This window comes from Paenibacillus sp. 01T442 (assembly GCF_056398345.1).
Genome location: NZ_JBFTPF010000073.1, coordinates 1 through 25495, shown reverse-complemented (window position 1 = coordinate 25495; position 25495 = coordinate 1). Strand labels below are relative to the sequence as shown.

The window sequence follows — 25495 nt, the reverse complement described above, 5'->3', positions numbered from 1 at the left end:
GTGGATCAGCATGACYAATGAACAAATTCTTGTGCAAATGGACGAGGTGATCATCGAGTTGGTTACGGAAACGTTGGTTTCGTCGGATCATTTGGCTCCTCTCCGTTCATAAATATAGCTAGTCACACAAGCTGAATGATACATTAAGTATCTCTGATACATATCGTATCATGAGAGAAATGGAAAGACAACCCTTTTTCCGGCATAACAATCGACGTTCGCCATCAAATAGAAAAAGACGCCCCTAGCCCCTATAAATAAGGCTAAGAACGTCTTCTAATTCGTGTTATTAACTACCTAATGCGCGACTGTATTATAGGTCATAATCCAGATGGAACCGGCTACGATTGTTATTAGAATGACTAGACCAAATAGCAGTGCCATGATGTTCCACCGGGCATTCTCGCCTTCTTTGACATGCATGAAGAAGAACAATTGCACAGCAAATTGCAGAACGGCCATTGCTAAAATCAAAACTAAGGTACCCGTTTTCCCAAGCATATGGTTCATGACAACAACAAGTGGAATGATGGTCAAAATGATCGATAACGCAAAACCGATGATATACGATTTCAATGATCCATGCGACCCATGATTGTTATGAGATTGTGTATGTGGTTGGCTCACTTACATCACCCCCATGAGATAGACGACCGTAAAGACGAAGATCCAAACGACGTCCAGAAAATGCCAATACAAGGAAATGATCTCTACTTTACGTTTCGTAACTGTTGTGATCCCGCGGCGCTTCAATTGAAAAATTAGACCAATCATCCAAAGTAAACCAACGGAAACGTGCAAACCGTGCGTGCCAACTAATGTAAAGAAGGCCGATAGGAAAGCACTCGTGCTGATTGTTGCGCCCTCATGGTTAACCATGGTAATGAATTCTGAGAGCTCTAGTCCAACGAATGATGCTCCTAATATCACGGTCACAATCAACCAACCGATTAATTGCTTCAGATTTCCTTTGTGCATACCCAATACAGCTAAACCGCTTGTAAAGCTACTTGTCAGCAAGATGAAAGTTTCCGCGATGATTCCCGGCATCTTGAATAACTCTTCCGGTGTTGGTCCGCCATTCGTATTTTGGTGAAGGACGATATAGGTCGCAAAAAGCGAGCCGAATAAAATAACGTCTGTGATTAGAAATATCCAAAAACCGAACGTTTTGAGCGATTCATGCTCTTGTTCATGATCGTGTTCATGGTCGTGTGCACCATGTGCAGCTGTGTGTGCCATTACACCTTCACTCCTTTCCAAGCGGCGTCTTCTGTCTTCTTCACTTCATCCGCTGGAATATAGTAATCCGTATCATAGCTGAAGGAACGAGCAATCATACAGATGGCAACACCAATTAACGCTGGAATGGTTAGCCACATCCAATCCCAGACGAATCCGAAGCCCGCAAAAAACCATAACAGCGATATTACAAACGGAATTGCTGAGTTTTTAGGCATATGAATCGGTTCATAGGCAATTGGCTTCGGTTGTTTCTTTCCAGTCCCTTGCTTCGCTTCCCACCAAGCGTCAGCAACTTCTGCTTTAGGCAGCACAGCAAAGTTGTAAAGTGGTGCTGGTGAAGGAATGGACCATTCCAGTGTACGTGCATCCCACGGATCGCCAGTAACATCTTGTTCTCTGAACTTAATGGAATGAGCAATTTGCCACACTTGGAAAATGAAACCAAGACCCATTAAGAAACCGCCGACGGTTGAAACCATGTTAAGCGGACCCCAGCCCATATCCCAGCTATACGTGTAGGTACGACGCGTCATCCCGTCTAATCCTAGGAAGTATTGCGGCATGAAACAAACATAGAAACCAATGTTCCACACCCAAAAAGCCCATTTGCCCAAATGTTCATTCAGCTTAAAGCCGAACATTTTCGGCCACCAGTAGTAGAGTCCTGCGAAATATCCGAAGGCTACCCCACCAATTAATACTTGATGGAAATGCGCAATCAGGAAGTAACTATTATGAAATTGGAAATCAGCGGGAGCGACGGACAACAGAACACCTGTCATCCCCCCAACAACGAAACATGGAATAAAGGCAATCGTCCAAAGCATCGGGGTTGTGAAACGAATTTTCCCCCGGAACATCGTGAAGAGCCAGTTAAATACTTTTGCCCCTGTTGGGATCGCAATTAGCATTGTACTTATCGCGAAGAAAGCATTCACATCCGCACCGGAACCCATCGTGAAGAAGTGATGCGCCCAGGTAAAGAAAGATAATAAGCTGATGATCAGCATCGCGAATACCATCGATTTGTAACCGAATAGTTTCTTCTTCGAGAAGGTTGATACGATCTCAGAGAAAATACCGAAGGCTGGTATCACGACGATATAAACCTCAGGGTGACCCCACATCCAAATTAAATTGATATACATCATTGGATTCCCGCCGCCATCCAATGTGAAGAAGTGCGCACCAAGGAAGCGGTCTAGGAATAACAAGGCAAGTGTAACTGTTAAGATTGGGAATGCGAAAATGATCATAATGCAACTTGAAAATACGGACCATGTAAACATCGGCATTTTCATCAACTTCATGCCAGGTGTACGCATTTTCAAAATGGTCACAATAAAGTTAATCCCGGTTGCTAAACTACCGATACCTGAAATTTGAATACCCCAAATATAGAAGTTCTCTCCTACCCCTGGACTATGCGACATTTCGGAAAGCGGCGGATAGCTTAACCAACCAGCGTCTGGTGAACCACCGATAACGAAGGAAACGTTGAACAACATGGCGCCCCAGAAGAACATCCAGAAACTCAATGAGTTTAAGAATGGATACGCGACATCGCGCGCTCCAATTTGCAAAGGAACAACAATGTTAAATAAACCAAACATGAGCGGCATCGCCATGAACAAGATCATGATAACGCCATGCGTTGTGAAAATTTGATTATAGTGATCTGGCTGTAGGAACTGGCTATCCGGAATGGCTAGCTGCAGCCTCATCAGAAGCGCATCGACACCACCGCGGAATAACATCATTAATGAACAGATAATATACATAATCCCGATTCGTTTATGATCGACGCTTGTCAACCATTCCCGCCAAAGCCAACCCCATTTTCGGAAGAACGTGAGTACGAATACCATGGCTACTAACGAGAGCCCGATACTAACCTGGGCCCCAAGAATCATAGGATCGCCCGTTACGAAAAACTCGGATGCAAACTCTTTAATTTTATCCAGCATGAGCAGATCTCCCTTTCATAAAACTCTGATCTATCATCAATTACTTCGACATATTCATCTGACTATGATCCATTTGGGAATGGTTCATGGTTTCGTCTTTCTTCGTATCTTTGCTTTCATGACCAGCCCCATGACCATTGTGAATAGGCTGCCCATTCGTATATTTCGTTACGATTTGTTCGAAAAGTCCATCTGGGATTTCCGAGAAATATCTCACACCAGATTTACCTGGCATTGCTAATTCATCGTAAACTTCTTTGGTTAACTTCGTAGGGACTTTCTTGGTCTTCGCAATGAACGAATCAAAGTCTTCACGCGAAGTCGCATTCACATCAAACGTCATGTCAGCGAAATGTTCACCACTGAAATTCGCTCCTGTACCAAAATAATGTCCGATCTCATCCGCTTGCAAATACAGCGTCATCGCCATGCCAGACATTGTATAAATTTGACCGCCTAATTGTGGAATCCAGAATGAATTCATCGGCGCATCCGAAGTCAGTTCGAACTTAATCGGTGTATCTTCTGGAATTTGCAAATAATTCACAGTGGCAATCCCTTGCTCTGGATAGGTAAACAACCATTTCCAATCTAATGATGTCACCTGAATCGTAATCGGTTCTTTATCCGACTTCAATGGTTTTGACGGCTCCAAAGCATAGGTATACTTCAGCGTAACCACAGCCAATGTGACAATAATGATGATCGGCACAGCCCACCAAACGATTTCGAGTGAGGTACTGTGAGACCAATTCGGTTTATACGATGCCTTATTGCTTTTGCTATCGCGATATCGCCACACAATCCAACCCGTAAGCACAAGAACCGGAACAAGGATGACCCCACATAAAATAGTTGCAATCACAATTAAATCTCTCTGCTCAGCACCAACGGGTCCTTTAGGATCCAACACCATAGCTTGGCTGCAGCCAGAAAGTACTAAGATGATGGCGACCATCATGAAGAGCATTCCTGCTTGTACAAGCTTTCTCTTCTTCATCCACTTAACCTCCCAATCAACAAATCCTGCCTGTTATCAACATATCATCTTGTTCGTCAAAGTTCACCATCACAAAGTTAACTTAACAAATACGTCAACGGTTCGACGTAGTAATGTAAAACAAATGTCACAGAACGTTTGTTGACTCTGCTGGAAAAATATGAACAGCAAAAAGCCTTCCAAGTATCAAACTTGAAAGGCTTGCATAGTATTCCTTCGAACCCTCGTTCTCATTCGCCTTTGGAAACATTGCGAGAATGTACCAAATGAATAGCGGTACGAATCACATAAATGTGGACACTTCCGACCATGAACCCAATACCCACCATTAATGTTGTATTGCGATCACTGAAGCTTTCTAAACTGAATAAGCTAAGTACTAAACCTATAGCAAGCAACGCCCATGCGGCAAAAGTCATTAATTTCACTAACGGCATCACATCTCGTTCAGCACGCTCAACGGAATTCACGGACACGGCTCTATTCGACATTAACATCACCACTCCTGACTTAAATGTAAGTGCTTTAAAACTAGTATAACACAAAAATCAGATTTTGTTCATATTTTATTCACACGATGATCAAATTTTGGACAAAATTACACAAGGAAATTACGAACGTAATTAAATATTGACTTTTATCGAGTTTTATGATATAATAAAATATTTGTTTGACATGATAATCGCCAGTGGATATGATAATTTCATGCCTTTTCACACTTATCATGCCAAATCGGAGGGTTTCACATGCAAATTTCTGAAGGACTTTATTCCGTTGACTTATCCATTCCACTCATGGGTCGAATCAACGTCATTCATCCCGCCTTATTCGTTGATGAGCAAGGAGCTGTACTTGTAGATACAGGCTACCCTGGTACCCTTCCACTCCTACAGAAAACATTAGAAAACTTAGGCGTTGATGTATCAACATTAGATTCCGTCATCCTTACACATCAGGATATCGATCATATCGGAGGTTTACCTGCCCTTCTAGAAAATTCCTCCCAGCCCCTAGAAGTATTCGCTTCTGATCTAGAAAAACCTTATATTCAAGGCGATAAAATGTTAATTAAAGTAACCCCTGAATCCATTGAACGTGCTATTGCGAATTTACCTGCAGACACGACACCTGAATGGCGAGATGCGTTCCGACGTAACCTTGAGAACCCGCCGAAGGCACCGGTTAACGCCATTTTGGAAGATGGTCAGATCATCGACAGATGTGGTGGGATTGTTGTCATCCTTACGCCTGGTCATACGCCAGGTCATTTGAGTCTTTATCATAAAAAAAGCAAAACATTAATCGCCGCGGATTCCATGGTTGTCGCTGAAGGTAAGCTTCAAGGACCCATACCAGCTTATTGCGCTGATTATCCCTTAGCCTTGCAATCATTGCGAAAATTTTTGCAATTCGATATCGAAAGAGTTCTTTGCTACCACGGCGGCTTAATCACCGATAATGCGAATCAACGAATCGCTGAAATCGTACATTCAATAGAAGCTTAGTGAACAAAAAAGGGCTGACTAACCGTAGATGATCTACAGGTAGTCAGCCCTTGCTACTATGTACGTTCTACTTCAGAAGTGTATAGCTGCCGATAATAGGAAGAGGTTTAACTTGACCTTGCGCCGCCGCAACAATGCCCAGCACGGCCAAAGTCACCAATGCCAAGTTAGCAATCGGCTGCAGGATCCAACCAATGAATGGGATAATGCCGAGAACGACATTCACGATGACCCATGCTAAAAACAAAGTAAGTCCTTGATTGGCATGGTACCACGCAAACTTGGATTCCTTCGCCGCGATTAACGGGATGAAAAACAAAATGTACGCAAGAATCGCCATTCCCTTGTTACTTTGAATATCTGTGGAATCGTACATGGACAGCACCTCATCTTCTCAGAGTTTTCTCTTCCATTATATTCAATTTCCAGCAGCTATTCATCCGCCTATTGGACAAATCTCAAATTATTTTTGGACCAACTTCCACTCGTCCCAAGCCTTCAGCAACTCCTGCTCTCGCTCTGGTTTTAATCCAGCTACTCGAACTATTTCAGTGTCTCGACCTTGATCCCATGCCCGTGTATCTTTTACGGTGTCTACTAATGCTCTTGTCGTTAAACCCGATTGGAACGCTTTTGCATTGTTTAACTGGAACATACCGATCAAACTGTCGCTTGGAAGCCACAGCGGCAGCTCCATCCAGGACCCCACCCCTTGTTCGACTAAGAACTCTTGCGTCACCCAAGTAATCGTCGTCTCTACATCGTTATCGGTAGATCTGCAAGCTTCCACGACATCTTCCATGGCATACTCATTTCCACTCGCATGAATAGTTCCCGTTACGCCTTGTTCAATCAGACGTATCGTCCAGGCTGCAAGGTCACGCACGTCAATGAATTGAAGCTTTCGCTCTTTGGGCAGCGGAACTAACACTTCACCGCCTCGTTGTAAGCGAGCAGGCCAGTAAGTGAATCGGTCTGAGGCATCATAAGGTCCAACGATCAGACCTGGGCGAATGATGAGTGCTCCAAGAGGAAATGCTGCTTGGACAACCTGTTCACATTCCGCTTTGAGCGCCCCGTAGCGCTGCCCAGGATCTGCTGCCTCTTCGAGCTGTAACACGGCTGCCGTTTCATCCAATTGAACCTGCTTTAAATCCGCATACGCAGAAATAGTTGAAATGAATGTGTAGTGCTTTGCCTGTACTTTCAACATGTCGGTCGCTGCTATCACAGACTCCGGCTCATAACCACTGGTATCAATTACAGCATCCCAATCCATATCTTGCAGTTTAGCAAGGTCGGTATTCCGATCACCTAGAATGTGATGGACTTGAGGAAATGCAGCAGCATCGTGAAGACCACGATGGAACAGTGTCACTTTGTGTCCTTTCGCGAGTGCCGCTTCTGTCAGGGCTCTTCCTAGGAATTTGGTGCCGCCAAGGATCAGAATATTCATATGTTACCTCCACCTCGCTCCGGATTTATTTGAATGATTCATCTAATAAGGTTCTCGCTTTTCTTACCTTCTCTTCCTCAACCGCCCCACTCACACGTCCATCTTCTCTTACAGCTGTGCCAAGGTGGACATTATGCACCCCAGTAGCTTCGATAAACGAAGTCAAACTGTCGAGTGTAAGTCCTCCGCCTGGCAATATATTTAAGTGACTGCCGCGGGTAATCGCCATAAGAAGTCGTATCTGCTCAACAGCATGAAGAACACTTGCGGCGCCTCCCGATGTGAGCACGGACTGAATTTGTTTATATGACATCAGCATTGACAAAGCTTCTGCTTGTTCTTGTATTTCGTCGAAGGCCCGATGAAAAGTCACAGGCAAAGAAGTAGCCCCTAACAAAATTTCAAGATTGTGGCGATCAATCTTCTTATCCGGTGTTAATACGCCGAATACAAGAGCGCTGGCACCTGCTTGCTCCGCGCCTTGGATCGAATCGTGCATCGTTGCGATGTCCGCCTCTGACATATGAAAGGATCGCGCATGCGGACGAATCATCACGTTCACTGGAATTTGCAAGGCGGATATAATTTGCTTAACGAGCTCTAAATCGGGTGTTAACCCCCCTTGTCGCAAATCCGCAACAAGTTCAATCCGATCTGCGCCGCCAGCTTCAGCTCGCACAGCATCTTGCAATGTAGTCGCGATTACTTCCAATAGCATGTTTCGAAATCCCTCCATTTTCAATATTTATGAATTCCCATTTATACTCTAACACAAAGTGGATAACACAAAAAACTCCATTAATCGATGGATTAAGGAGTTGTGTCACCCTATAGGATATGTAGTACCTAAATATTCGAAGCCGTTTGCCATTGTTGTTGATGTACTTCGACGAGCTCAAGATTGGCAAATGAACGACTAAGCTTCAACAATTTCTCCGTTGCTGCTAATTTCGGCAATGGTGCACTCATAGGCTTGCCTTTGTAACATACGATAAACAACAATTTCATCACCTTCGCTTCTCTAGGATTACAACGTTTCGTTGGCTTTGCTGCTATATCATTCGAAAGACCCCCTCAGATTTGAGGGGGTCTTTCGACATTTCGACAAATTTCGCTTCAACTTATATTACACAATCGCCAATTCAGATAACTTTGCCCGAACTTCTTGAGTTAGTTGAACCGCATCTTCCTGGCGATTCACGACATCGACGCGATCCATATCCACGATAAGAACTTCAGATGCATGATAATGATTCATAACCCAGTCATCATAACCTGACCAAAGCTGACGATAATAATCAACCAACGATTGATCCTGTTCAAAGCTGCGGCCACGAAGTCCGATTCGGTACATAACCGTTTCAAAGGAAGCCTTCAAATAGACCATCAGATCAGGCGCCTTCTTAGGCAGCTCCGCCAACTCTGACATCATGTTATCAGCCAAGCCCTCATACACATCAAATTCCAATTGTGAAATACGTCCTAACTCGCGGTTCACTTTGGCGAAATACCAATCCTCATAAATACTTCTGTCCAGTACATTTCTGTTATGTACTAATGCCTGTTTAATGGCCTTAAAACGCGTATTCAAAAAGTGCAATTGCAGCAAAAACGGATACCGATGCTTTTCGATTTCTTCCGGTGATGCTGTGTAAAATAGCGGTAATATCGGATTATCATCGACACTCTCATAGAAAACATTCGAATTTAGTTCTTGCCCCAGTAAAGTGGATACCGAAGTCTTACCTAGACCAATCATTCCCCCAACCACAATCACTGCCATTGACCCCTTTCTCCTTCTACCCATTCGTAATTTACCTACTGTCAATTCAGCAAAGCTTACCTATTATACAAGGAATTCAAAAACGAGGGAACCCTCTATTTTTTCCTTTACCGTTTGACTTAGCTGCTGCTAAAGAGTCCAATCACTTGGCCATGCAAAATTTCCCGCATCGACCGCTCATATTCTACCTATTTTAGGAAATCCTCAAAGTAACCAACAAAAAAAATTAAGAACACAGTGTGATGAATTCATCTGCCATACTGTCTCTATTTATAAGTACCTAACAACTATCCATATGACAGAGGTGTATCGATGATTTACGGAACGAAGCTACTAGATACAGATTCAGAATTATTTGCTGCTGCCCTAACAAAAACGCCAGTGTTCGTATGGTCACTCGATCAATTAGGCGTTTATTACCAAGTAACTACAGGGATTATCGTCAAATACACGCCAGATCATGTACAAGTTTACAATGAAAATAACACCACAATTTCTACTTGGTATTCAAGAGAAACTTCGGAATTTAGTATTGCATTCTAGAAATGAGAAAACCGCCGATACCGGTTCAACCCGTCGGCGGTTTTCAGCTTCCCATCGTGTTTAAAGCAAGGAAATCAATTATGCTCCCCCGTATACGTTGGCAAGAACACATCAATAGTCGTCCCATATCCCACTTGACTTTGGATGTTCATGGTCCCTTTGTGCGCTTCGACAATCTTGAAGCACATCATTAAACCTAAGCCAGTCCCCTTCTCTTTCGTTGTATAAAAGGGCTCCCCTAGCTGTTTCAATCGCTCCTCTGGTATCCCGATTCCATTATCTTGTGTCCGTACTCTAATCTGATCATCCCCATGCAAGGAAACGATCAATTTGATTTGACCGTCCTTCGGTATGGCTTCCATCGCATTTTTGATCAAATTAATGAATAATTGCTTCAAATGCATCTCCGAACACGTAATTTCAGGTATATCCGATTGGAATTCCAATATTAGTTGTACGTTGCAAAGTACGGCTTGCGTATCTAGAAGAGCAATAACGGATTGCAAAATTGGCACTAAATCGCTTTTTTTATACGTTATGGCTTCCGGCTTAGCGATCACTAAGAATTCACTAACGATAAAATTGATGCGATCCAATTCAGATAACATGATATCAAAATAATGCTTTTTATCTTTCAGATCATGCTGGAGAAGCTGTAAGAATCCGCGAAGCGAAGTAAGTGGGTTCCTAATTTCATGTGCAAGTCCTGCCGCGAGCTGTCCAGCAACGGAAAGTTTGTCCGATTTACGGAGAAGCTCCTCCGTTTGCTTACGTTCAGTAATATCTCGTGTAATACCTGCGAATCCGAAAATTTCACCTTTTTCGTTCCTAATGGGCGTTTTCGTTATACTCACATGGATCAATTGACCATCTTTACGAAGTCGGACCGATTCCATCCCTGATATCTGCTTCCCCTGTCGCAGTTCGTTATACATAGCATTACGTTCTTTTTCCAAATAATCAGGATAAATCGGTAATGTTCGATGGGCTAACTCCGCTTGACTCCAACCAAAAATATGCTCATGCGCCGCATTGACTGATATTACTCGCCAATTCAAATCCAGTACACAAATTGCGTCCGTGGTGTTATTAATAACAGATTCCAGAAGCTCTTTCGTTTCTCTGAGCTCCGTTTCCATCCTCTTGCGTTCCGTAATATCGACACACGATCCGATAACCTCCACCATGCGCTCATTCTCCATAATGGGGCGCAATGAAGTGAGATAGGTAATCCCCCGGAAGGTCGCTTCAAACATCACATTTTCTTCACCATTCCATGCTCGATGGTAATAAGCTTCTATGGAACTGGCCAAAAAGGCTGGCCAAATATCATGCAGCGTATTCCCTAAAATGTGTGACGGCTTAAATCCCAAACGATAAAGYAGCTCACCGTCACACAAAGTATGGATGAAATTCCCATTTATTTCCCTGAACTTTAAGGTCATCCCCTGTTGTCTTCGTACGGTGTCATGGAGATCCTGTTGTGCGATTCGCAATGATTCTCGGTCACGATTGAATTGTGTGATATCCTTGGCGATTAAATACACGCCATCCAATTTATCATTAACGATGATCGGAACATTTTTGACACCTAGTTCAATTTGTTCGCCATTCTCTTGTTGGAACACCAACATATAGTTATCATTTTGCATGAGGATGCCAGCAGCAGAATCGAATCTCGTGTTATTCTGCAGAAAAATATGATGGATAAATTGAGAGAGCAATTCATCTTCAGAGTATCCTAGAATCCTTTCCATGGCTGGATTGACACCCTGTATGCGACCATGGATGTCACAGGTCAAAATACCTGCKGGATTATGCTCAATTAATGATTTATAGCGCTGTTCACTTTCCGCCAGTTTACGTGCCATGTCAGACTGTTGGGAGAGGACCTGAACTTGAGCAATATAGGCCTGAGGTCTGTTGTCTGCATCTCGAACGATTGACATCCGCCAGTCAACGCACAGTAAAGATAAATTCTTATGTAGGATATTGATCGTTCCTTGATAGGTAGGTAACTCTCCACCAAGTAAATTCTTCATGATACGTTCTATGTGGCGCACTTGATTAGGTTCTACTAACGACTTCACTTGCGTTGTAAGGAGCTCCGGCTCCGAGTAGCCGACGATGTCGCACAAGCTGCGATTCATTTTCAACCAATGACCCTCAAGCGAAATCAGAGCCATTCCCATTGTGGTGAATTCAAAAATCGCATCGAACGATAGCTCCATTTCCGAATGCTTATTCATATATTTTCCCCCATGGTACATGCTTAGATGGTGATTCTCACCGTTTGATAGATTCGACAATCCCACAAACAATCCTGCACTTAGCGCATTATGGATTGAAATTGTTCACGAAATATGCCCTTGCTTTCCGTCATTATGTTAGAATGGAAAGGTTCATTATTCTTCATCTCACGTTGTAGGAGGATGCTCCCTTGCCCAATATTTGGACACATTTAATTTTCGGTCAAAAAGTGATGAACCAACTAGGCCACACTTCGGTTCTAAACGATAAACAGCAGCGGCACATTTTTTCTCTTGGCTGCCAAGGACCTGATTTTCTTTTTTACCACAACTTTCTACCTTGGCAAAAAGACAAGAAAATAAATGCACTCGGTAGTCTCATGCACAAAGATTCCTGCGGACCCTTTCTACTCGAACTAGTTCGACAGGTGCAAGGTCGTGGCTTATACAATCCCGCGGTTCTCTATGTTCTTGGTTTTCTGACACATCATGTTTTAGATCGCAATTTACATCCTTATGTATTCTATAAATCTGGTTTCAAGAAATGGGATCATCAACGATTTGAAATCATCATGGATACCCTTTACGCCAAGCATGAGCGCAATATCCAAACGTGGAATACGCCCGTATGGAAAGAAATATATGTAGGTGAAAAGTTCCCCTTAGGCATTGTACCGGCCMTCACCGCTGCAACCGCAATCCATTACCCGGGAATCGCCTCACAAATGAAGGATTCCGATTKGGACGACGCCTACTATGACATGATCCGTGCACAACGATTATTCTATGATCCGCATGGAATCAAGCGAATATTGACAGTAGGTCAAATATCACCATTGGTTTACACGAAGCATCCCGCTCCACGCGATTATTTTAATGAGGCCAAGACGACTTGGAACTGTCCAACGGATCTGAATGAAACCTATACATACAGTGTATGGGAGTTGTTGGAGACAGCAATGGATGATGCCATCCTTGTGCTAGAAGCAGCCATACAAGTCTTGCAGCGAGGTACCGAAGCTGACTACGACGCTTTTCGCGAAGTTCTCGGAAACCGCTCCTACGAAACGGGTAAGAATTGCGAGCTAAATTTACCGATTACCTATGTACAACCTATATTATAGAATAGCTAGGCAATCTTTACATAGCCTAAATATAATATTCGTTTCGGAACGTAAGTTTCGGTCTATACAAATGAAAAAAACCATGAATATTGTCATTCATGGTTTTCGTTATGCCTACAATTCGGGATTTGCCAGTCGATTTCTGTCATTTGGAGTCGATTCAGCGCGGTATTAACATTAGAAAAAGGCTTGCTGCCAAAGAATCCGCGATATGCTGATAACGGGCTTGGATGGGCCGATGCAATGATCACATGTCGGGTGGTGTCGATCAAAGATCGTTTGGCCTGTGCGTGGCTTCCMCATAGCAGGAAGATGACAGGCTTCTCTCGAGCACTTAACACTTGTATGATCTGATCCGTGAATCGTTCCCAACCCATTCCCTTATGCGAGTTAGGTAGTGCTTCACGAACGGTTAAAACCGTATTCAAGAGCAGAACGCCTTGTTCTGCCCATGCTTTTAAATAACCATGATCAGGCACCGTACAATCGAGATCAGATGCTAGTTCTTTGTACATATTTCTTAGCGAAGGAGGGATCGTAATTCCAGGCTTCACAGAGAAACTAAGTCCATGAGCTTGCCCTCTCCCATGATAAGGATCTTGTCCCAGTATCACAACCTTCGTATCCGCAAAAGAGGTCCATTCCAACGCACAAAACACTTCATCCTCTGGTGGATAAATTGTTTGCTGCGAATACTCTGCCTGCAGAAACTGTTCAAGTTCCTGATAATAAGGTGCTTGAAATTCGTCTGCCAAAACCGTCAACCAATCATTCGTTACCGATTTCACTCCTTAGTTCCCCCGTGCATTCATTCTGTACCGAGTGCGCCTGTAGCAACGTCCTTCAGCACAATCTTCCCCTCTGTTTCTGTTCCATCCTCTAAAACAAGCTTCAACTTCGTCGTTTTCCCTTTTTGAACAAGTGCTTGCACTTGTGTATCGGTTAAGCTTCGACCGAAGCTTTCCTTCCAAATAACGAAGGAGCAGCCTTCCTTATAATGCGAGCAGCCATAGCCCTTACGCCCCATAAAGAGGGAGCCGCCGCAGCCTGGTCTTGGACACATTGCAATGAACGTGCTAGCTCCATCCCCTGCTGGTTTCGCAGCAGGCGTTCGCTTCTTCGTAGGAGCTTTCGGTGCACCGTCCCCACGAGCCGTCGTCTTCATTGAAGCTGAGCCACGTTTGCTAGTTGCTTCCGGTGCATTCTCGGCTTCGAAATCCGTTTTCGAAGCTCTAGTTTGCTTGCGCACCTTATCGACAATCAGCGTCGCAAATCGCTTCACATTGTGCATAAACTGGTCGTCTGATGCTGTACCACGGGAAATTTCGTTCAATCTGCGCTCCCATTGCCCTGTCATCTCAGGTGACGTCAACAGTTCGATGCCCGCTCCGCGGATCAATTCAACAACCATTCTACCCTTCTGAGTCAAAATGATTTTCCTCCCCTGCATGTCGATATAGCCGACCTTCTTCAAGCGTTCGATCGTTGCTGCTCGTGTCGCAGGCGTGCCCAGACCGGAGTCCTTCATCGCATCGCGGAGCTCTTCATCCTCAATCTGCTTCCCTGCGCTCTCCATCGCCTTCAGCAAGGTGCCTTCGTTAAAATGCTTAGGCGGCTGCGTGTCTTTCTCCTTCACAATCGCATCTGTACACAGGATATCCCCATTCGCATCGATGGAGAAAGGCTCGTTGACTTCGACCTCTTCCTCGTCATCCGTGTCTTCCTTTTCTTTCCCTTTGGTCGCCTTCGCCTTTTCCTTCTTCTGATCAGCGTAAATGACCTTCCAGCCTAGCGATAACAATTCTTTGACGGTTGTCTTGAAAAGCTCTTGTTCCACTTCCGTCATGACCGTATGCACTTTGTAGGCAGCAGGCGGGTAAAATTGAGAGAGAAAACGTCTGACAATGAGATCATACAATTTCTGCTCATCCGGACTTAGTCCTGAAGCCTTCTTATTCGTAGGCAATATGGCGTGGTGATCTTCAACCTTGGTTGGATTACAAATAAATTTATTATTAATATGAACAAGATTGCGATTAGCGCCTTGAACAAGTTCGTGATAAGCCGTTCCTTGCAAGGCGTTTAGCGCCTTATGCATATCCGGAATATTTTGCTCCGTCACATAATTGGAATTCGTTCTTGGGTACGAAATCACCTTATGCTTCTCATACAAAGCTTGCGCTGTATCTAATGTTTTCTTCGCCGAAAAAGCATATTTCCCATTCGCCTCACGTTGGAGCAAGGTCAAATCATACAATTTGAATGGGAATTCTTTGGTTTCTTTTACCTCGTAGGACTGAATCCGGGCGGGCTTCCCCTTTACCTTCGCAGCAAGCGCAGCCGCCTTCTCACCATCCGTGAAACGTTCACCCTGCCACATGCCTCGGTATGGTGTTTCCCCTTGCGCGAAGTGACCCTCTAGCTCATAAAATTTGAGTGAGGAAAACGCCTCGATCTGCTTTTGGCGATCATAAATTAGCGCAAGCACCGGCGTTTGAACGCGTCCCACCGACAGCAACACATTATGTTTCGTCGTAAACGCACGTGATCCGTTCATGCCAATCAGCCAATCCGCTTCACTGCGAGAACGCGCGGCGCGCGTTAAGTTCTCATATTCGGCGCCATCCTTTAACGTTGCGAACCCGTTGCGAATCGTTTCCGATGTTAAATCGGAGATCCAAAGCCGCTTAACAGGCTGATTGAGCCCCAGGTGCCGCTGGATTAGGGAGAAAATGTGCTGCCCTTCTCGCCCGGCATCGCACGCATTAACCAGTTGATTGCATTTTTTCGCTAACTCCGCGATCACCTTGAGCTGATCATACGTACGCGGGTTAGGAATTAACTTAAATTCAGAAGGAATAATTGGAAGATGATTAATATTCCACTTTTTATATTTTTCGTCATAATGATCCGGTTCCGCCAGCTCAATCAAATGTCCGATTGCCCACGTGATGATATATTGCTCACCTTCTAGATGAGACCTCATATTTTTGGCCTTTGGTTCTATTGCGGCAGCTATGTTTCGCCCCATATCGGGTTTTTCCGCAATAATTAATGTCTTCAACCACAAATCGCTCCTATCATGTGATTCCCGAAGTCATTCTGGAAATCAGATTCTGTCGATTCAGTGTATCCCACTTTATTATCGCCTGCAATATCGATTGCGTGAATTATGACTTTTGGCATAAAAAAACAAACCAGTTAACATCCGATTTCACAGATTCTGACGGGTTTGGACAGGTGCATTGAATTTAAAACTTGGGGTAGTTGAGTGCTCAGTGTTGACGCGCGGGATGCGGGTAGGGGAGGCGGACATAGGAACTCACTGATAGGATGTAGTTAGTGGAATTAGTAGGTTTGAACCGCCCCTGCCTTACACATTAGCATTAACTGGAAAACATACAGCTATTTTCAAGATACTTCCCCGGAAATTTGAATTAACTGTAAAAAATGTATGTAATATCTCCGTTTTCATTCGAATTAGCTAAAATAGTTAAGATTAACTGTATGTCCTCCATCTACTCAGCATATGATCGGAAAACCCCTTAATTTAACTGTATAAAATACATTTATTCGCCTGGAGCAAAATGTTAGTCGGGATCGATGTTCTCTCATTGCGTGGCGGATATCAATACCGCAAAAAAACCTCTCACTCCACTATACATGTGGAATAAGAGGTTTACATGGATTTAGTTTAAACCAACTTCCCATTCCAATAATAACTATCTTCCCGATATACCTTGAAAGCAATTTCAACTTCAGGAATCCCGAGTGATAAAATATGTTTAGTCACGACTTCTGCATAGGCATCTCGAATTTCCTGCCCTCGCTCGAACCAGCCTACCTCAATAAATGGATAGGTCGCACAGATCTCACCTCGGAAAATAGAGACGGTGGGCAAGCATTCCAACATGAAATTGTCTATACCACAAGAACAGACAGCAGCTAATTCGGATATCAGCACTGTGCTAATAGATTGAATTTGAGGAACACTAATCCCTCTTATAATCATATGAGGCATTCTCGAAAGCTCCTTTGCTTGCTGAAGCGGTTAAGCTCTCATTAATTCTTTTATAGTTTGCAAGGAAACCCCTGTTTGATGGTAAATTTCAATAAGTGTCGCGCGTGGATTCGTTCGAACAAAATCCTTCACTTTATTCGAATCGTTCAAAACAAGCTGCGAGCAGCTTGTACATCTCTTTTCCCATTTCGTGAGGAAAACGCGTCCACATTTATCACAATTACAAAGTGACATCCTTACACTCCCCTAGAAACGTTGAATGACCTGCTCTTTAAGGTCATTCGTAATCTCAGGAGAATTTTCGGGGGTACATCATACATATTTTTTTCRCAATGTTTCCAATTCGTTTTCATTCTCCCAACCCAGCACAAAGGCCTCCCAACGTCTCTCTTCTGGAAAATCTACCAGATTGCCAAAGTGCCTCCCAATCGTAACATGCTGCGTTTGATGCGCTTTAAGTGCAGCCGCCTTAACAGGCCATTGCTTCTCGGTGTCAATTAGAATGTACGGTTGATGCCCTTGAGTACGCAGGAGCGGAGAAAAAGCATAGAACAATTTCCTTACGCTTGGGCAAGCACCACTTTGTACAGCCGCAGTAGTCGCTTTGGAGATCGCGATATGGTCACGATGTCCATTACCGCCATCTTCTGCAAATGTGTAGACATTCTCCACTTCGTGACGCTGAATAAACGTGATAATCTGTTGCACGAGTGTCTCAAAATCAACTTCATCCAATTGACCGTCAGGCCAGCCTAAGTGCTCAATCGTTGAAATCCCTAGAATTTCAGCTGCTGCACACATCTCTAGTTCTCGTAGTTCCGCTAATTCTTGCCGATTCTTCGCCCGCTCCAACCCCTGTCTCCCAGCATCGCCACGTGTGGCTAGTAGTAAGACATTGTCTTCTCCAGCATCAGCTAGACGGCGAATGAGGCATCCGCTTAAGAATGTTTCATCATCAGGATGGGCATAGATAAACCCGTTTTGGGACCCCATTGCACGTCCACCTCATCTTTCATTTATGCTAAAACAGCCTCAATATCGGCGCTAATGTCCACAGGTTCTGTACGCGCACTGTATTGTTTAATCACATTTCCGTTCGCGTCAACTAAGAATTTCACGAAATTCCATTCAATGTCGCCTGTGCGATACGGCTCAGGCGTATGACTTAGCAAATACGTATACAACGGATGCGCATGCTCACCTTTTACATCAATTTTATCAAATAGGGGGAAAGTCACTTGGTAGTTAAGTTCGCAAAATGCTTGGATCTCTTCATTCGTCCCTGGCTCTTGACCAGCGAACTGATTACAAGGAAATCCGAGTACGACTAACCCTTTATCTTGGTATTGCTCATAAAGCGCTTGAAGCCCTTTATAATGCGGTGTAAGTCCGCAAGCACTAGCAACATTCACAATGAGAAGTGTCTTCCCTTTATACGCTGAAAGTGTTTGTGTTTCGCCTGAAATCGTTGTAACTGCAATATCATAAATAGACATGAATCCCTTCGCCTCCATTAATTAAAATGCATACTTCCTGAGTATACCATTCCTTTCCACAGAAGCCCAAATGATCACTAATGATTTTCCAGAATCACTTTCTATCTCCCGCTAGGTGTGTTATAGTGTTTACCTGTTTATGACAAATCAATAGACAACATCTGATCTTAGGAGGTAACTGATCTTGGACACAAAGACTCAAAGTGCCTATCAAGAAGAACTTCAAAGGCTTGAACAAACGAATAAGGAAATCGATAAACAACTGGAACGCCTTAGAGCAACTCCTGTTTATTACGGTCCTGATTTAACGGAGCAAGCACTTGAAGTTTTGCGTGAGAACGGYAGGCACAATTTAACCAAAGCCATTGATGAGCCCTATTTCGGCCGCCTTGACTTCGAAGAAACAGGCACGGGTTCACCCTCACCGCTTTACATTGGTAAAGCCGGCGTGGAAGACGAACGAACAGGTCGACTTCTCGTCATTGATTGGCGTGCGCCAGTAGCAAGCCTCTTCTATTCCTTCACAGGCGGCTTAGACGCAGCTTCCTATGATTCGCCGGACGGTATAATTGACGGCTTAGTCTACTTGAAGCGAAACCTTGTTGTGCGCAAGCAAATTCTCCAGCGTGTTGTTGATACATATGACCGGAATGAAGACTCCCTCTCTGTCGGCGATGAGTTCTTGCTATACCGCTTAGGCGAAAATAAAGACAACAAACTGCGCGATATCGTCTCCACGATTCAAGCGGAGCAAGATCGGATTATCCGTGCAGCGAAGAATACCGCACTTATTATTCAAGGGGTCGCAGGAAGCGGTAAAACAACCGTAGCTCTGCACCGCCTCGCCTTCCTTCTCTATCAATACCGCGAACAAGTTCGGGCAGAGCGAATGATTATCTTCGCACCCAACTCCATGTTCTTGGACTATATTTCGGGTGTTCTGCCAGAGCTAGGTGTCGGCAATATACAACAGAGTACGTTTACMGATTGGGCGCTTGATGTACTCGATCATGAAGTGCAAATCGCCGATCAAGAGATCACATTACAACGTTGGTTTGCTCTCGGAAGCAAGCGACCTCCAGTCGATGACCAAGCACCAGGACGCTTCAAAGGAGCTATCGCTTTCAAAAGCTATCTGGATGACTGTCTCAATCGACTTGAAACCACCTACGTGCCAACTGCGGACTTTTCACCTTGGGATGGCGTCAAGCTGCCCATAGCTACCATTCGCGAATGGTTCTTCGTCGAGAATAAGCATTATCCGATGATTAAACGCCGTGAGCGCGTCGTTGCGCGTATCAAGCGATGGATGGAGATCCAGCTCGAGAAAGTTTGGGAGCAAAGTTTGAAAAAAGAGCTGAAGAAGAAATCCGCTCAGAAGCTGCGGACCTATTTGACAGGATGGCCAGAGTATACGGCATTTACCTTCTATAAAATGCTGTTCACAGACAAAGGTCGACCGGACAGCTTGCCTGTAGAGCTTCTTCAGAACATGCCCGAGTCCATCGTAGCTGCATCAGCTAAGCTTTTCAAAAAGAAGGAAGTTGGGCTCGAGGATCTAGCTCCTCTCCTCTACATTCATACACGGCTTCATGGCATTTCGTCGGATCGGTTATTCGATCATGTTGTCATTGATGAGGCGCAAGACTTCTCACCATTCCAAGTGGCGGTGTTAGATGCGTACACACGCAACAGCTCATTCACGATTTTGGGTGATCTATCGCAAGGAATACATGCGTATCAGGGCATCCAGGACTGGAAGGAATTTTCCAGTTTGTTTCAAGAGGAAGAAACTGGGTATTTTGAACTGGAGCGGAGCTATCGTTCCACCATGGAAATCATCCAGTTTGCTAATTCGGTGCTCCAACGCGGCGTGAGTAATCCCTTACTTGCAGTGCCCGTCTTCCGCAGCGGAAATAAAGTTCGTGTGCTGCAGACTTCGCTCAAAGAACGGCTGCCGCTGGTGCAGAAGGCGATCACAAACTTACTAGCTGGCACTTCCAGCACAGTCGCTGTCGTCGCGCGCACGGAGAAACAAGCGCTAGAGCTGCACGAAGCTTTGACGCACGCGGGGATTGAGACGAATTTGATCACCTCCAAGCAACGCGTTTATCGCGGTGGCATCTCGGTGTTGCCTGTTTATTTGACAAAGGGCTTAGAATTCGATGCCGTTATTCTCATGGACGTTACAGCGGAGCATTATGAAACAACCCTCATGGATGCCAAACTTCTTTACGTAGGGTGCACACGTGCCCTGCATGAACTATGGCTGCTTGTGACGGGAGACATTTCACCGTTAGTCACTGTGGATCAACCGGATATCACGACAACGGAATTTCCAGCGTAAATACMAAAAAAGACACCTACTCTCTGATCATTGGTCGATCGGGAGATAGGTGTCTTTTTTCACAACTTAGTAGGCGACTAGAACGCCACCTTCACCAGCATAGGTGCCAATCACAGTGCCMATATTGGAGAACAGTACATGGCGGAACGGATGTTTTTCTAAAAGCTGAGCCATGAATTCGCGCGCCCTTGACTCACAATTGCTATGTGCGATGGCTATCACATCCTTCTCGTAATCATGCTCCTTATCACCAAGAAACGAGAGTAATCGCTTCAAAGCTTGCTGCGAGCCGCGAATTTTCTCGACAACCTCAATCGCGCCTTCTTCACTTGCTTTCATGAGAAGTTTAATATTCAAGACAGAAGCCACTGCGCCGCGGACGCGATCGAGTCTTCCACCTTTTATGACATTTTCCAGCGTATCTAAGAAAAAGAAAGTCCCTGAGGTCGGTACCGCTTGCTGAATGGAAGCTGTCACCTCTTCATATGACATACCGCTTGCCGCCATCCGAGCTGCTCGGTACACAAGTACACCCAACCCTAGTGAAGTTGTCTTGGAATCGATGACTTCGATACGGCCAGTATAACCATCTTCCAGCAGCATTTCTTTCGCCATCACAGCGTGATGATACGTAGAGCTTAACGCCGATGACAGACACAGTACAAGAATATCTTGATCAGGACCACCCTTCTGGTACTCACTAAGGAAGTGCCCAGGTGATGGGCTTGAGGTTTTCGGCAACAGGCTCTCCCGCTTCATCTTCGCGTAGAAATCGGCTAGATCCATATCTGTTGGCATACACTCCTCGCCAAATTGAACCGATAAGGGAACGATCCCAACTCCTATTTCTTCTATCATGTTTCTCGGAAGATCGCAGCTGCTGTCCGTGATAATCTTGATTGTCGTCATGGCTGTCCACTCATTTCTTATTTTTTGGCGAAAACAATACCTAGCGTATGTGGTCCGCAGTGGCTCGAAACGACGCAACCGGTTTCCGAAAGAAATACGTTTTTCACATTGGTATGCAATTCAAATTGTTCTTTCACATAAGCCGCTTCATCATGAGCCTGCGCATGTGTGATGAACATGAAATCCGTATCCATGTCAGCTTTGAATGCGAGTGCATTCTGTAGTAATTGATTCAAAGCTTTCTCACGTTTACCTCTGATTTTGTCCGTTAATTGCATTGCACCTTGGATGACTTGCACGATGGGTCTAATTTTCAAAAGACTTCCAAAGAAAGCCTGCACACTAGAACATCTGCCGCCTTTATGTAAATATTCCAAGGTATCAATGATGAAGGAAACTTCTATTTTATCAATGAACGATGTCACGATCGCTTGAATCTCTGATGGGCTTCGTCCTTCTAATGCAGCTTGCGCCGCCTTAACTACTAGTACGCCAATTCCAGTTGATAGGTTTCGAGAATCGATCACCCTAATTCTACCATCCGGGAAACTCTCAGCGGCAATCCTCGCATTCTGGATCGTCGACGATAACTCAGAGGATAACCCGATGAAAACAATATCTTCATCCGCTTCGATGAATGGTGCAAAAGCGCGTTCAAAATCGCCAGGAGATGGCGCCGCTGTTTTGGGTAGTTTACCTGTATGCGCTACAAAATCAAACAACTGCTCTGCATGAATATCTACACGATCCAAATACGATTGATCCTCGAAAATTACATACAAGGGAACAACTTCGATCTGATACTGTTGCAGTAACTCCTCTGGTAAATCACTTGTACTGTCTGTAAAAATACGAACTTGAGCCATTCGATCCTACCACCTTATCTACCAGTTTCCACTTATGATGAGAACGTCTATCACTACAGTTGTTTGTGTCTAGTATAATAGAACGATTCCCAAAGCTCAATCCTACAATTTCAGACATCATTCGCCAAAATTCGCAAATAAATCCCAAGTGAACCATTTAAAAGTGGTTTCTTAATGAATATTAACAACGTTAATTCTGCTGCTGAGAAAAACGAAAGCTTCGCTGCCATGTCCGAACAAATAAATAAGCAAATTTCTTTACAATCAAACCTTTGGTTTAGTTTGAATCCCTTTGACTATATCAAACAAAGGAACCTTTATCTTAAATCCCCCCCTTCATCCGTCGAAGCTATTCTAACCGATAAAAGCTCAATTCAGATGATATATTAATGAAGATCATTAAACTCGAAACACCTGCAATTCCACTTAAGCCGATCAAATTGCGAGACCCTCGGACACCACACGTTAGCGCACAAAATTTGTGCGCAAGATCAGTGAGGCCGCCAGACACCGCACGCTTGCGCACAAAATTTGTGCTAAATACCCACCGAAAATAAGTGGAGCACTAGCATGAAAAAATATCAACATTAAGTCTAACCTTTCTCCTCACCAAACATCACATTACGATCTTAAATTCTCTAAGCACTCGTGCCGCCAACCGCAGCACGCAGTGCTTTACTTGCTAGAATCCGTAAATCGTCATGCCGCCATCAACAAACAGCGTTTGGCCTGTGACATAGTTCGCTGCATCGGAAGCCAGGAATACCGCTGGCCCGACTAGCTCCCCCAGCTCTCCAACACGACGCAGTGGCGTGCGTGCAATAATTTCCGCCAAATAATCCGGTTGATTCAAAATTTTCTCGGTCAACGGTGTTTTGAAATACCAGGGTCCGATGCCATTGACCAAAATGCCATATTTCCCCCACTCAAGAGCGAGCACCTTGGTCATTTGGATCATCGCAGCTTTGGTTGCAGCATAGACAACACCTGTGCGCAGCGCTACTTGCCCCGCTACGGATGCAATATTGATGATTCGTCCATATTCCCGCTGCTGCATGTGTCGACCGACGATCTGCGAGCACAAGAAAGCGGATTTTAAGTTTGTCTGCATGATGGTGTCCCATTCTTCGTCTGTAACGGCCAAAGCTTGACTACGGATATTCATGCCAGCATTATTAATAAGAATATCTATGCGATCTGTTTCCCTGATGATAGCCGAAACTGCTGCCTCAATTTGTTCACGATTCGTAACATCGACAGAAAACGGGTAGGCTTGTCTGCCTAAAGCGCGAATCTCACCCGCCACAGCTTCCAAATCCGAAGAAGTTCGAGCAAAGATCGCAACGTCAGCCCCCGCTTCTGCTAGGCCAATTGCGAGTGCTCGTCCAATACCTCTTCCGGCTCCGGTCACCAGAGCCACTTTATTATTCAATTGAAATGAGGGTAAATACATCGTTTCATCGTCCAATCTATATAGGGAGTCTTCCATGCTGTCAAAGAAAGAAGGGTTGTCTATGCAATATTCCATCAAAGAAGAGAAAGCCAATGCGATTACACACGGTATTGGTGTTGTACTCAGCATCGCAGCACTCGTCCTGCTCATCATGCAAGCCTGCGCTCAAGGAAATGCATGGCATATCGTTAGCTTTAGTATTTTTGGCACAGCGCTTGTTCTCTTGTATACATGTTCCACGCTGCTGCACAGTGTTACCGAATCGAAAATTAAGGATGTTTTCGAAGTGCTTGATCACTCGGCGATTTACGTGTTAATCGCAGGGAGTTATACGCCCTACCTACTCGTAACCTTACGAGGGCCATTGGGCTGGACATTTTTTGGTGTCATCTGGGGCTTAGCCCTCATTGGCATTGTGCTAAAGCTGTTTTACGTCAAAAAATTCGTACTCGTTTCAACCTTGTGCTATATCGTGATGGGTTGGTTGATTGTGATCGCGTTCAAGCCACTATACGCTCAGTTGCCGCTTGGCGGCATCGTCTGGCTAGTTGCAGGCGGCTTGTTCTACACACTAGGCTCGATATTTTATGTATGGAGGCGCATCCCGTATCACCATGCCATCTGGCACGTCTTCGTGCTAGCAGGCAGCGCCTGTCATTTCATTTCTGTATTCGGTTATGTGAGATAGCTTCATTTCACACAAACAACTGCTGTAGTTGCTGCAAAGAGACAGCTACCTCTAATTGGTTGGCCAATCGCTCGTAGCCGCGTTCATTTGGATGAATGGCATCCTCTGACAAAAATAGTGTCGCTTGACCTACGAATGCGTCGTACACCTGCACGATTTGAATATGCGGTTGCTCTAATTTACGCAGAAATAGATTAAAGCGCTGTACCCAATAAGCAGCATCTGGAATCTGCGGTAATGGATTATATAAACCAATTAAGGCCAGTATATACGGGGTTTGTATACCTTGCCGCAGTCTTTCAATTTGAGCGATCAATTTACGGTAGTTGGATTCGTACGTTTGTAAGGCTGTTTTGAGCACCGTATTATCGCCGTCATAAAAGAAAGGAATTGCCGCTTGAATGAGATCGTTTCCGCCAGCTGTAATGGTGATGAGAGTCGCTTCTTGAATATCCTTCTGAAGCTGCGGATCAGATTCGATAGTCTCCAGCAATTGCGCAGTCGTGGCACCATTAGTGCCCGCATGACGCAAGGAAACAGGCACATTCAGCAAATATTCCAACCTTTGTCGATACAGCGAAACGAAGCCTTGACCTTCCTCAGCACCATAACCAACGGTTAAAGAATCACCAAATGCCAAATATTGAATTCTTTTTTCCATCGCTATCCTCTCCTCTAAAGCGTGACGTATATTACTATATGCGCCACCGCCCAGTTTGGGAAGGGATACCTACAGGGGTTCATTCGTCGTTTTTTTTTGCACTTACATGGTGATTCACATACTTTTCAATTTGTTCCTTCTCTGCATAGGTGAATTGGAACTCACTATCACAACCTTCATCG

25 protein-coding genes are annotated in these 25495 nt (G+C 44.5%); 5 read left to right on the top strand and 20 right to left on the bottom strand.

Annotation, left to right across the window (positions count from 1 at the left end; all coding sequences use genetic code 11):
• Positions 1 to 297: 297 nt before the first annotated feature.
• From cyoD to AC1DLM_RS29465, 5 genes are all read right to left on the bottom strand, one after another.
• Positions 298 to 627, bottom strand: a complete 330-nt coding sequence (cyoD, locus tag AC1DLM_RS29485) for a cytochrome o ubiquinol oxidase subunit IV (RefSeq protein WP_477571953.1) — start codon at positions 625 to 627, stop codon at positions 298 to 300.
• Positions 628 to 1242 (bottom strand): cytochrome o ubiquinol oxidase subunit III, encoded by a 615-nt coding sequence (cyoC, locus tag AC1DLM_RS29480; RefSeq protein ID WP_477571952.1) that lies wholly within the window; start codon positions 1240 to 1242, stop codon positions 628 to 630.
• Positions 1242 to 3212, bottom strand: a complete 1971-nt coding sequence (locus tag AC1DLM_RS29475; RefSeq protein ID WP_477571951.1) for a cbb3-type cytochrome c oxidase subunit I — start codon at positions 3210 to 3212, stop codon at positions 1242 to 1244. Before AC1DLM_RS29475 ends, cyoC begins: the two co-directional genes overlap by 1 nt.
• Before the next feature lie 40 nt (positions 3213 to 3252).
• The gene (cyoA, locus tag AC1DLM_RS29470; RefSeq protein ID WP_477571950.1) at positions 3253 to 4212 is read right to left on the bottom strand and encodes a ubiquinol oxidase subunit II; all 960 of its coding nucleotides are present in this window, start codon (positions 4210 to 4212) and stop codon (positions 3253 to 3255) included.
• A gap of 230 nt (positions 4213 to 4442) precedes the next feature.
• Complete coding sequence (locus AC1DLM_RS29465) at positions 4443 to 4703, bottom strand: hypothetical protein (protein WP_441992156.1); 261 nt, start codon at positions 4701 to 4703, stop codon at positions 4443 to 4445.
• Between the two features lie 255 nt (positions 4704 to 4958).
• Between AC1DLM_RS29465 and AC1DLM_RS29460 the strand changes: the two genes are divergently transcribed.
• Positions 4959 to 5717 carry an MBL fold metallo-hydrolase gene (locus AC1DLM_RS29460; protein WP_477571949.1) on the top strand — a complete coding sequence of 253 codons (759 nt, stop codon included), beginning with the start codon at positions 4959 to 4961 and terminating at the stop codon, positions 5715 to 5717.
• Positions 5718 to 5784: 67 nt separating this feature from the next.
• Here AC1DLM_RS29460 and AC1DLM_RS29455 read toward each other — a convergent pair whose 3' ends face one another.
• The 5 genes from AC1DLM_RS29455 to AC1DLM_RS29435 all read right to left on the bottom strand — a co-directional run bounded on the left by AC1DLM_RS29455 (position 5785) and on the right by AC1DLM_RS29435 (position 8956).
• The gene (locus tag AC1DLM_RS29455) at positions 5785 to 6093 is read right to left on the bottom strand and encodes a DUF4870 domain-containing protein (protein WP_441992158.1); all 309 of its coding nucleotides are present in this window, start codon (positions 6091 to 6093) and stop codon (positions 5785 to 5787) included.
• 87 nt (positions 6094 to 6180) lie between these two features.
• A complete protein-coding gene (locus AC1DLM_RS29450) occupies positions 6181 to 7173 on the bottom strand; it encodes an NAD-dependent epimerase/dehydratase family protein (protein WP_477571948.1) in 993 nt (330 codons plus the stop codon).
• Between the two features lie 25 nt (positions 7174 to 7198).
• Positions 7199 to 7891, bottom strand: coding sequence for a copper homeostasis protein CutC (locus AC1DLM_RS29445; protein ID WP_441992160.1), 693 nt, complete (start codon positions 7889 to 7891; stop codon positions 7199 to 7201).
• A 128-nt stretch (positions 7892 to 8019) separates the two neighbouring features.
• A complete protein-coding gene (locus tag AC1DLM_RS29440) occupies positions 8020 to 8181 on the bottom strand; it encodes a hypothetical protein (RefSeq protein WP_441992161.1) in 162 nt (53 codons plus the stop codon).
• 118 nt (positions 8182 to 8299) lie between these two features.
• A complete protein-coding gene (locus AC1DLM_RS29435; RefSeq protein ID WP_441992162.1) occupies positions 8300 to 8956 on the bottom strand; it encodes a deoxynucleoside kinase in 657 nt (218 codons plus the stop codon).
• A gap of 312 nt (positions 8957 to 9268) precedes the next feature.
• Between AC1DLM_RS29435 and AC1DLM_RS29430 the strand changes: the two genes are divergently transcribed.
• On the top strand, positions 9269 to 9499 hold the full coding sequence (locus AC1DLM_RS29430; protein WP_171630687.1) for a hypothetical protein: 231 nt from the start codon (positions 9269 to 9271) through the stop codon (positions 9497 to 9499).
• Positions 9500 to 9573: 74 nt separating this feature from the next.
• On the opposite strand, the gene AC1DLM_RS29425 is transcribed toward AC1DLM_RS29430, so the two are convergent.
• Positions 9574 to 11748, bottom strand: coding sequence for a PAS domain S-box protein (locus AC1DLM_RS29425; RefSeq protein ID WP_441992163.1), 2175 nt, complete (start codon positions 11746 to 11748; stop codon positions 9574 to 9576).
• A 191-nt stretch (positions 11749 to 11939) separates the two neighbouring features.
• On the opposite strand from AC1DLM_RS29425, the gene AC1DLM_RS29420 reads away from it, so the two are divergent.
• Entirely contained in the window at positions 11940 to 12872 is a 933-nt protein-coding gene (locus AC1DLM_RS29420; protein ID WP_477571947.1) for a zinc dependent phospholipase C family protein, read from the top strand.
• 92 nt (positions 12873 to 12964) lie between these two features.
• Here the strand turns inward: AC1DLM_RS29420 and AC1DLM_RS29415 are convergent, their stop codons facing one another.
• The 5 genes from AC1DLM_RS29415 to AC1DLM_RS29395 form a co-directional block, all read right to left on the bottom strand.
• On the bottom strand, positions 12965 to 13660 hold the full coding sequence (locus AC1DLM_RS29415; RefSeq protein ID WP_477571946.1) for a uracil-DNA glycosylase: 696 nt from the start codon (positions 13658 to 13660) through the stop codon (positions 12965 to 12967).
• A gap of 20 nt (positions 13661 to 13680) precedes the next feature.
• Positions 13681 to 15936 carry a type IA DNA topoisomerase gene (locus tag AC1DLM_RS29410; RefSeq protein WP_441992383.1) on the bottom strand — a complete coding sequence of 752 codons (2256 nt, stop codon included), beginning with the start codon at positions 15934 to 15936 and terminating at the stop codon, positions 13681 to 13683.
• Positions 15937 to 16566: 630 nt separating this feature from the next.
• Positions 16567 to 16893, bottom strand: a complete 327-nt coding sequence (locus AC1DLM_RS29405; protein WP_477571945.1) for a DUF1904 family protein — start codon at positions 16891 to 16893, stop codon at positions 16567 to 16569.
• Positions 16894 to 17205: 312 nt separating this feature from the next.
• Positions 17206 to 17886: a PIG-L deacetylase family protein gene (locus tag AC1DLM_RS29400; RefSeq protein ID WP_477571944.1), complete on the bottom strand. Its 681-nt coding sequence runs from the start codon at positions 17884 to 17886 to the stop codon at positions 17206 to 17208.
• A gap of 23 nt (positions 17887 to 17909) precedes the next feature.
• Positions 17910 to 18389: a glutathione peroxidase gene (locus AC1DLM_RS29395; protein WP_441992386.1), complete on the bottom strand. Its 480-nt coding sequence runs from the start codon at positions 18387 to 18389 to the stop codon at positions 17910 to 17912.
• 184 nt (positions 18390 to 18573) lie between these two features.
• Between AC1DLM_RS29395 and AC1DLM_RS29390 the strand changes: the two genes are divergently transcribed.
• Positions 18574 to 20736 (top strand): HelD family protein, encoded by a 2163-nt coding sequence (locus AC1DLM_RS29390; protein ID WP_477571943.1) that lies wholly within the window; start codon positions 18574 to 18576, stop codon positions 20734 to 20736.
• Positions 20737 to 20802: 66 nt separating this feature from the next.
• Here the strand turns inward: AC1DLM_RS29390 and AC1DLM_RS29385 are convergent, their stop codons facing one another.
• The 3 genes from AC1DLM_RS29385 to AC1DLM_RS29375 all read right to left on the bottom strand — a co-directional run bounded on the left by AC1DLM_RS29385 (position 20803) and on the right by AC1DLM_RS29375 (position 23964).
• Complete coding sequence (locus AC1DLM_RS29385; protein WP_477571942.1) at positions 20803 to 21645, bottom strand: DegV family protein; 843 nt, start codon at positions 21643 to 21645, stop codon at positions 20803 to 20805.
• Positions 21646 to 21662: 17 nt separating this feature from the next.
• Positions 21663 to 22511 (bottom strand): DegV family protein, encoded by an 849-nt coding sequence (locus AC1DLM_RS29380; RefSeq protein WP_477571941.1) that lies wholly within the window; start codon positions 22509 to 22511, stop codon positions 21663 to 21665.
• Positions 22512 to 23193: 682 nt separating this feature from the next.
• Positions 23194 to 23964, bottom strand: coding sequence for an SDR family NAD(P)-dependent oxidoreductase (locus AC1DLM_RS29375; RefSeq protein ID WP_477571940.1), 771 nt, complete (start codon positions 23962 to 23964; stop codon positions 23194 to 23196).
• A gap of 34 nt (positions 23965 to 23998) precedes the next feature.
• On the opposite strand from AC1DLM_RS29375, the gene trhA reads away from it, so the two are divergent.
• Complete coding sequence (gene trhA, locus AC1DLM_RS29370; RefSeq protein ID WP_441992391.1) at positions 23999 to 24652, top strand: PAQR family membrane homeostasis protein TrhA; 654 nt, start codon at positions 23999 to 24001, stop codon at positions 24650 to 24652.
• Between the two features lie 7 nt (positions 24653 to 24659).
• Here the strand turns inward: trhA and AC1DLM_RS29365 are convergent, their stop codons facing one another.
• Positions 24660 to 25313: a GDSL-type esterase/lipase family protein gene (locus AC1DLM_RS29365; protein ID WP_441992392.1), complete on the bottom strand. Its 654-nt coding sequence runs from the start codon at positions 25311 to 25313 to the stop codon at positions 24660 to 24662.
• Positions 25314 to 25495: the final 182 nt, after the last annotated feature.

What these genes read in the sequence shown, in the direction of transcription:
- AC1DLM_RS29430 (WP_171630687.1), top strand. Translation starts at nt 9,269, where the DNA reads ATGATTTACGGAACGAAGCTACTAGATACAGATTCAGAATTATTTGCT.
- AC1DLM_RS29455 (WP_441992158.1), bottom strand. Translation starts at nt 6,093, where the DNA reads ATGTACGATTCCACAGATATTCAAAGTAACAAGGGAATGGCGATTCTT.
- AC1DLM_RS29475 (WP_477571951.1), bottom strand. Translation starts at nt 3,212, where the DNA reads ATGCTGGATAAAATTAAAGAGTTTGCATCCGAGTTTTTCGTAACGGGC.
- AC1DLM_RS29405 (WP_477571945.1), bottom strand. Translation starts at nt 16,893, where the DNA reads ATGCCTCATATGATTATAAGAGGGATTAGTGTTCCTCAAATTCAATCT.
- AC1DLM_RS29395 (WP_441992386.1), bottom strand. Translation starts at nt 18,389, where the DNA reads ATGTCTATTTATGATATTGCAGTTACAACGATTTCAGGCGAAACACAA.
- AC1DLM_RS29435 (WP_441992162.1), bottom strand. Translation starts at nt 8,956, where the DNA reads ATGGCAGTGATTGTGGTTGGGGGAATGATTGGTCTAGGTAAGACTTCG.
- AC1DLM_RS29450 (WP_477571948.1), bottom strand. Translation starts at nt 7,173, where the DNA reads ATGAATATTCTGATCCTTGGCGGCACCAAATTCCTAGGAAGAGCCCTG.
- AC1DLM_RS29440 (WP_441992161.1), bottom strand. Translation starts at nt 8,181, where the DNA reads ATGAAATTGTTGTTTATCGTATGTTACAAAGGCAAGCCTATGAGTGCA.
- AC1DLM_RS29460 (WP_477571949.1), top strand. Translation starts at nt 4,959, where the DNA reads ATGCAAATTTCTGAAGGACTTTATTCCGTTGACTTATCCATTCCACTC.
- AC1DLM_RS29465 (WP_441992156.1), bottom strand. Translation starts at nt 4,703, where the DNA reads ATGTCGAATAGAGCCGTGTCCGTGAATTCCGTTGAGCGTGCTGAACGA.
- cyoA (WP_477571950.1), bottom strand. Translation starts at nt 4,212, where the DNA reads ATGAAGAAGAGAAAGCTTGTACAAGCAGGAATGCTCTTCATGATGGTC.
- AC1DLM_RS29445 (WP_441992160.1), bottom strand. Translation starts at nt 7,891, where the DNA reads ATGCTATTGGAAGTAATCGCGACTACATTGCAAGATGCTGTGCGAGCT.
- AC1DLM_RS29375 (WP_477571940.1), bottom strand. Translation starts at nt 23,964, where the DNA reads ATGTATTTACCCTCATTTCAATTGAATAATAAAGTGGCTCTGGTGACC.
- cyoC (WP_477571952.1), bottom strand. Translation starts at nt 1,242, where the DNA reads ATGGCACACACAGCTGCACATGGTGCACACGACCATGAACACGATCAT.
- AC1DLM_RS29380 (WP_477571941.1), bottom strand. Translation starts at nt 22,511, where the DNA reads ATGGCTCAAGTTCGTATTTTTACAGACAGTACAAGTGATTTACCAGAG.
- AC1DLM_RS29365 (WP_441992392.1), bottom strand. Translation starts at nt 25,313, where the DNA reads ATGGAAAAAAGAATTCAATATTTGGCATTTGGTGATTCTTTAACCGTT.
- trhA (WP_441992391.1), top strand. Translation starts at nt 23,999, where the DNA reads ATGCTGTCAAAGAAAGAAGGGTTGTCTATGCAATATTCCATCAAAGAA.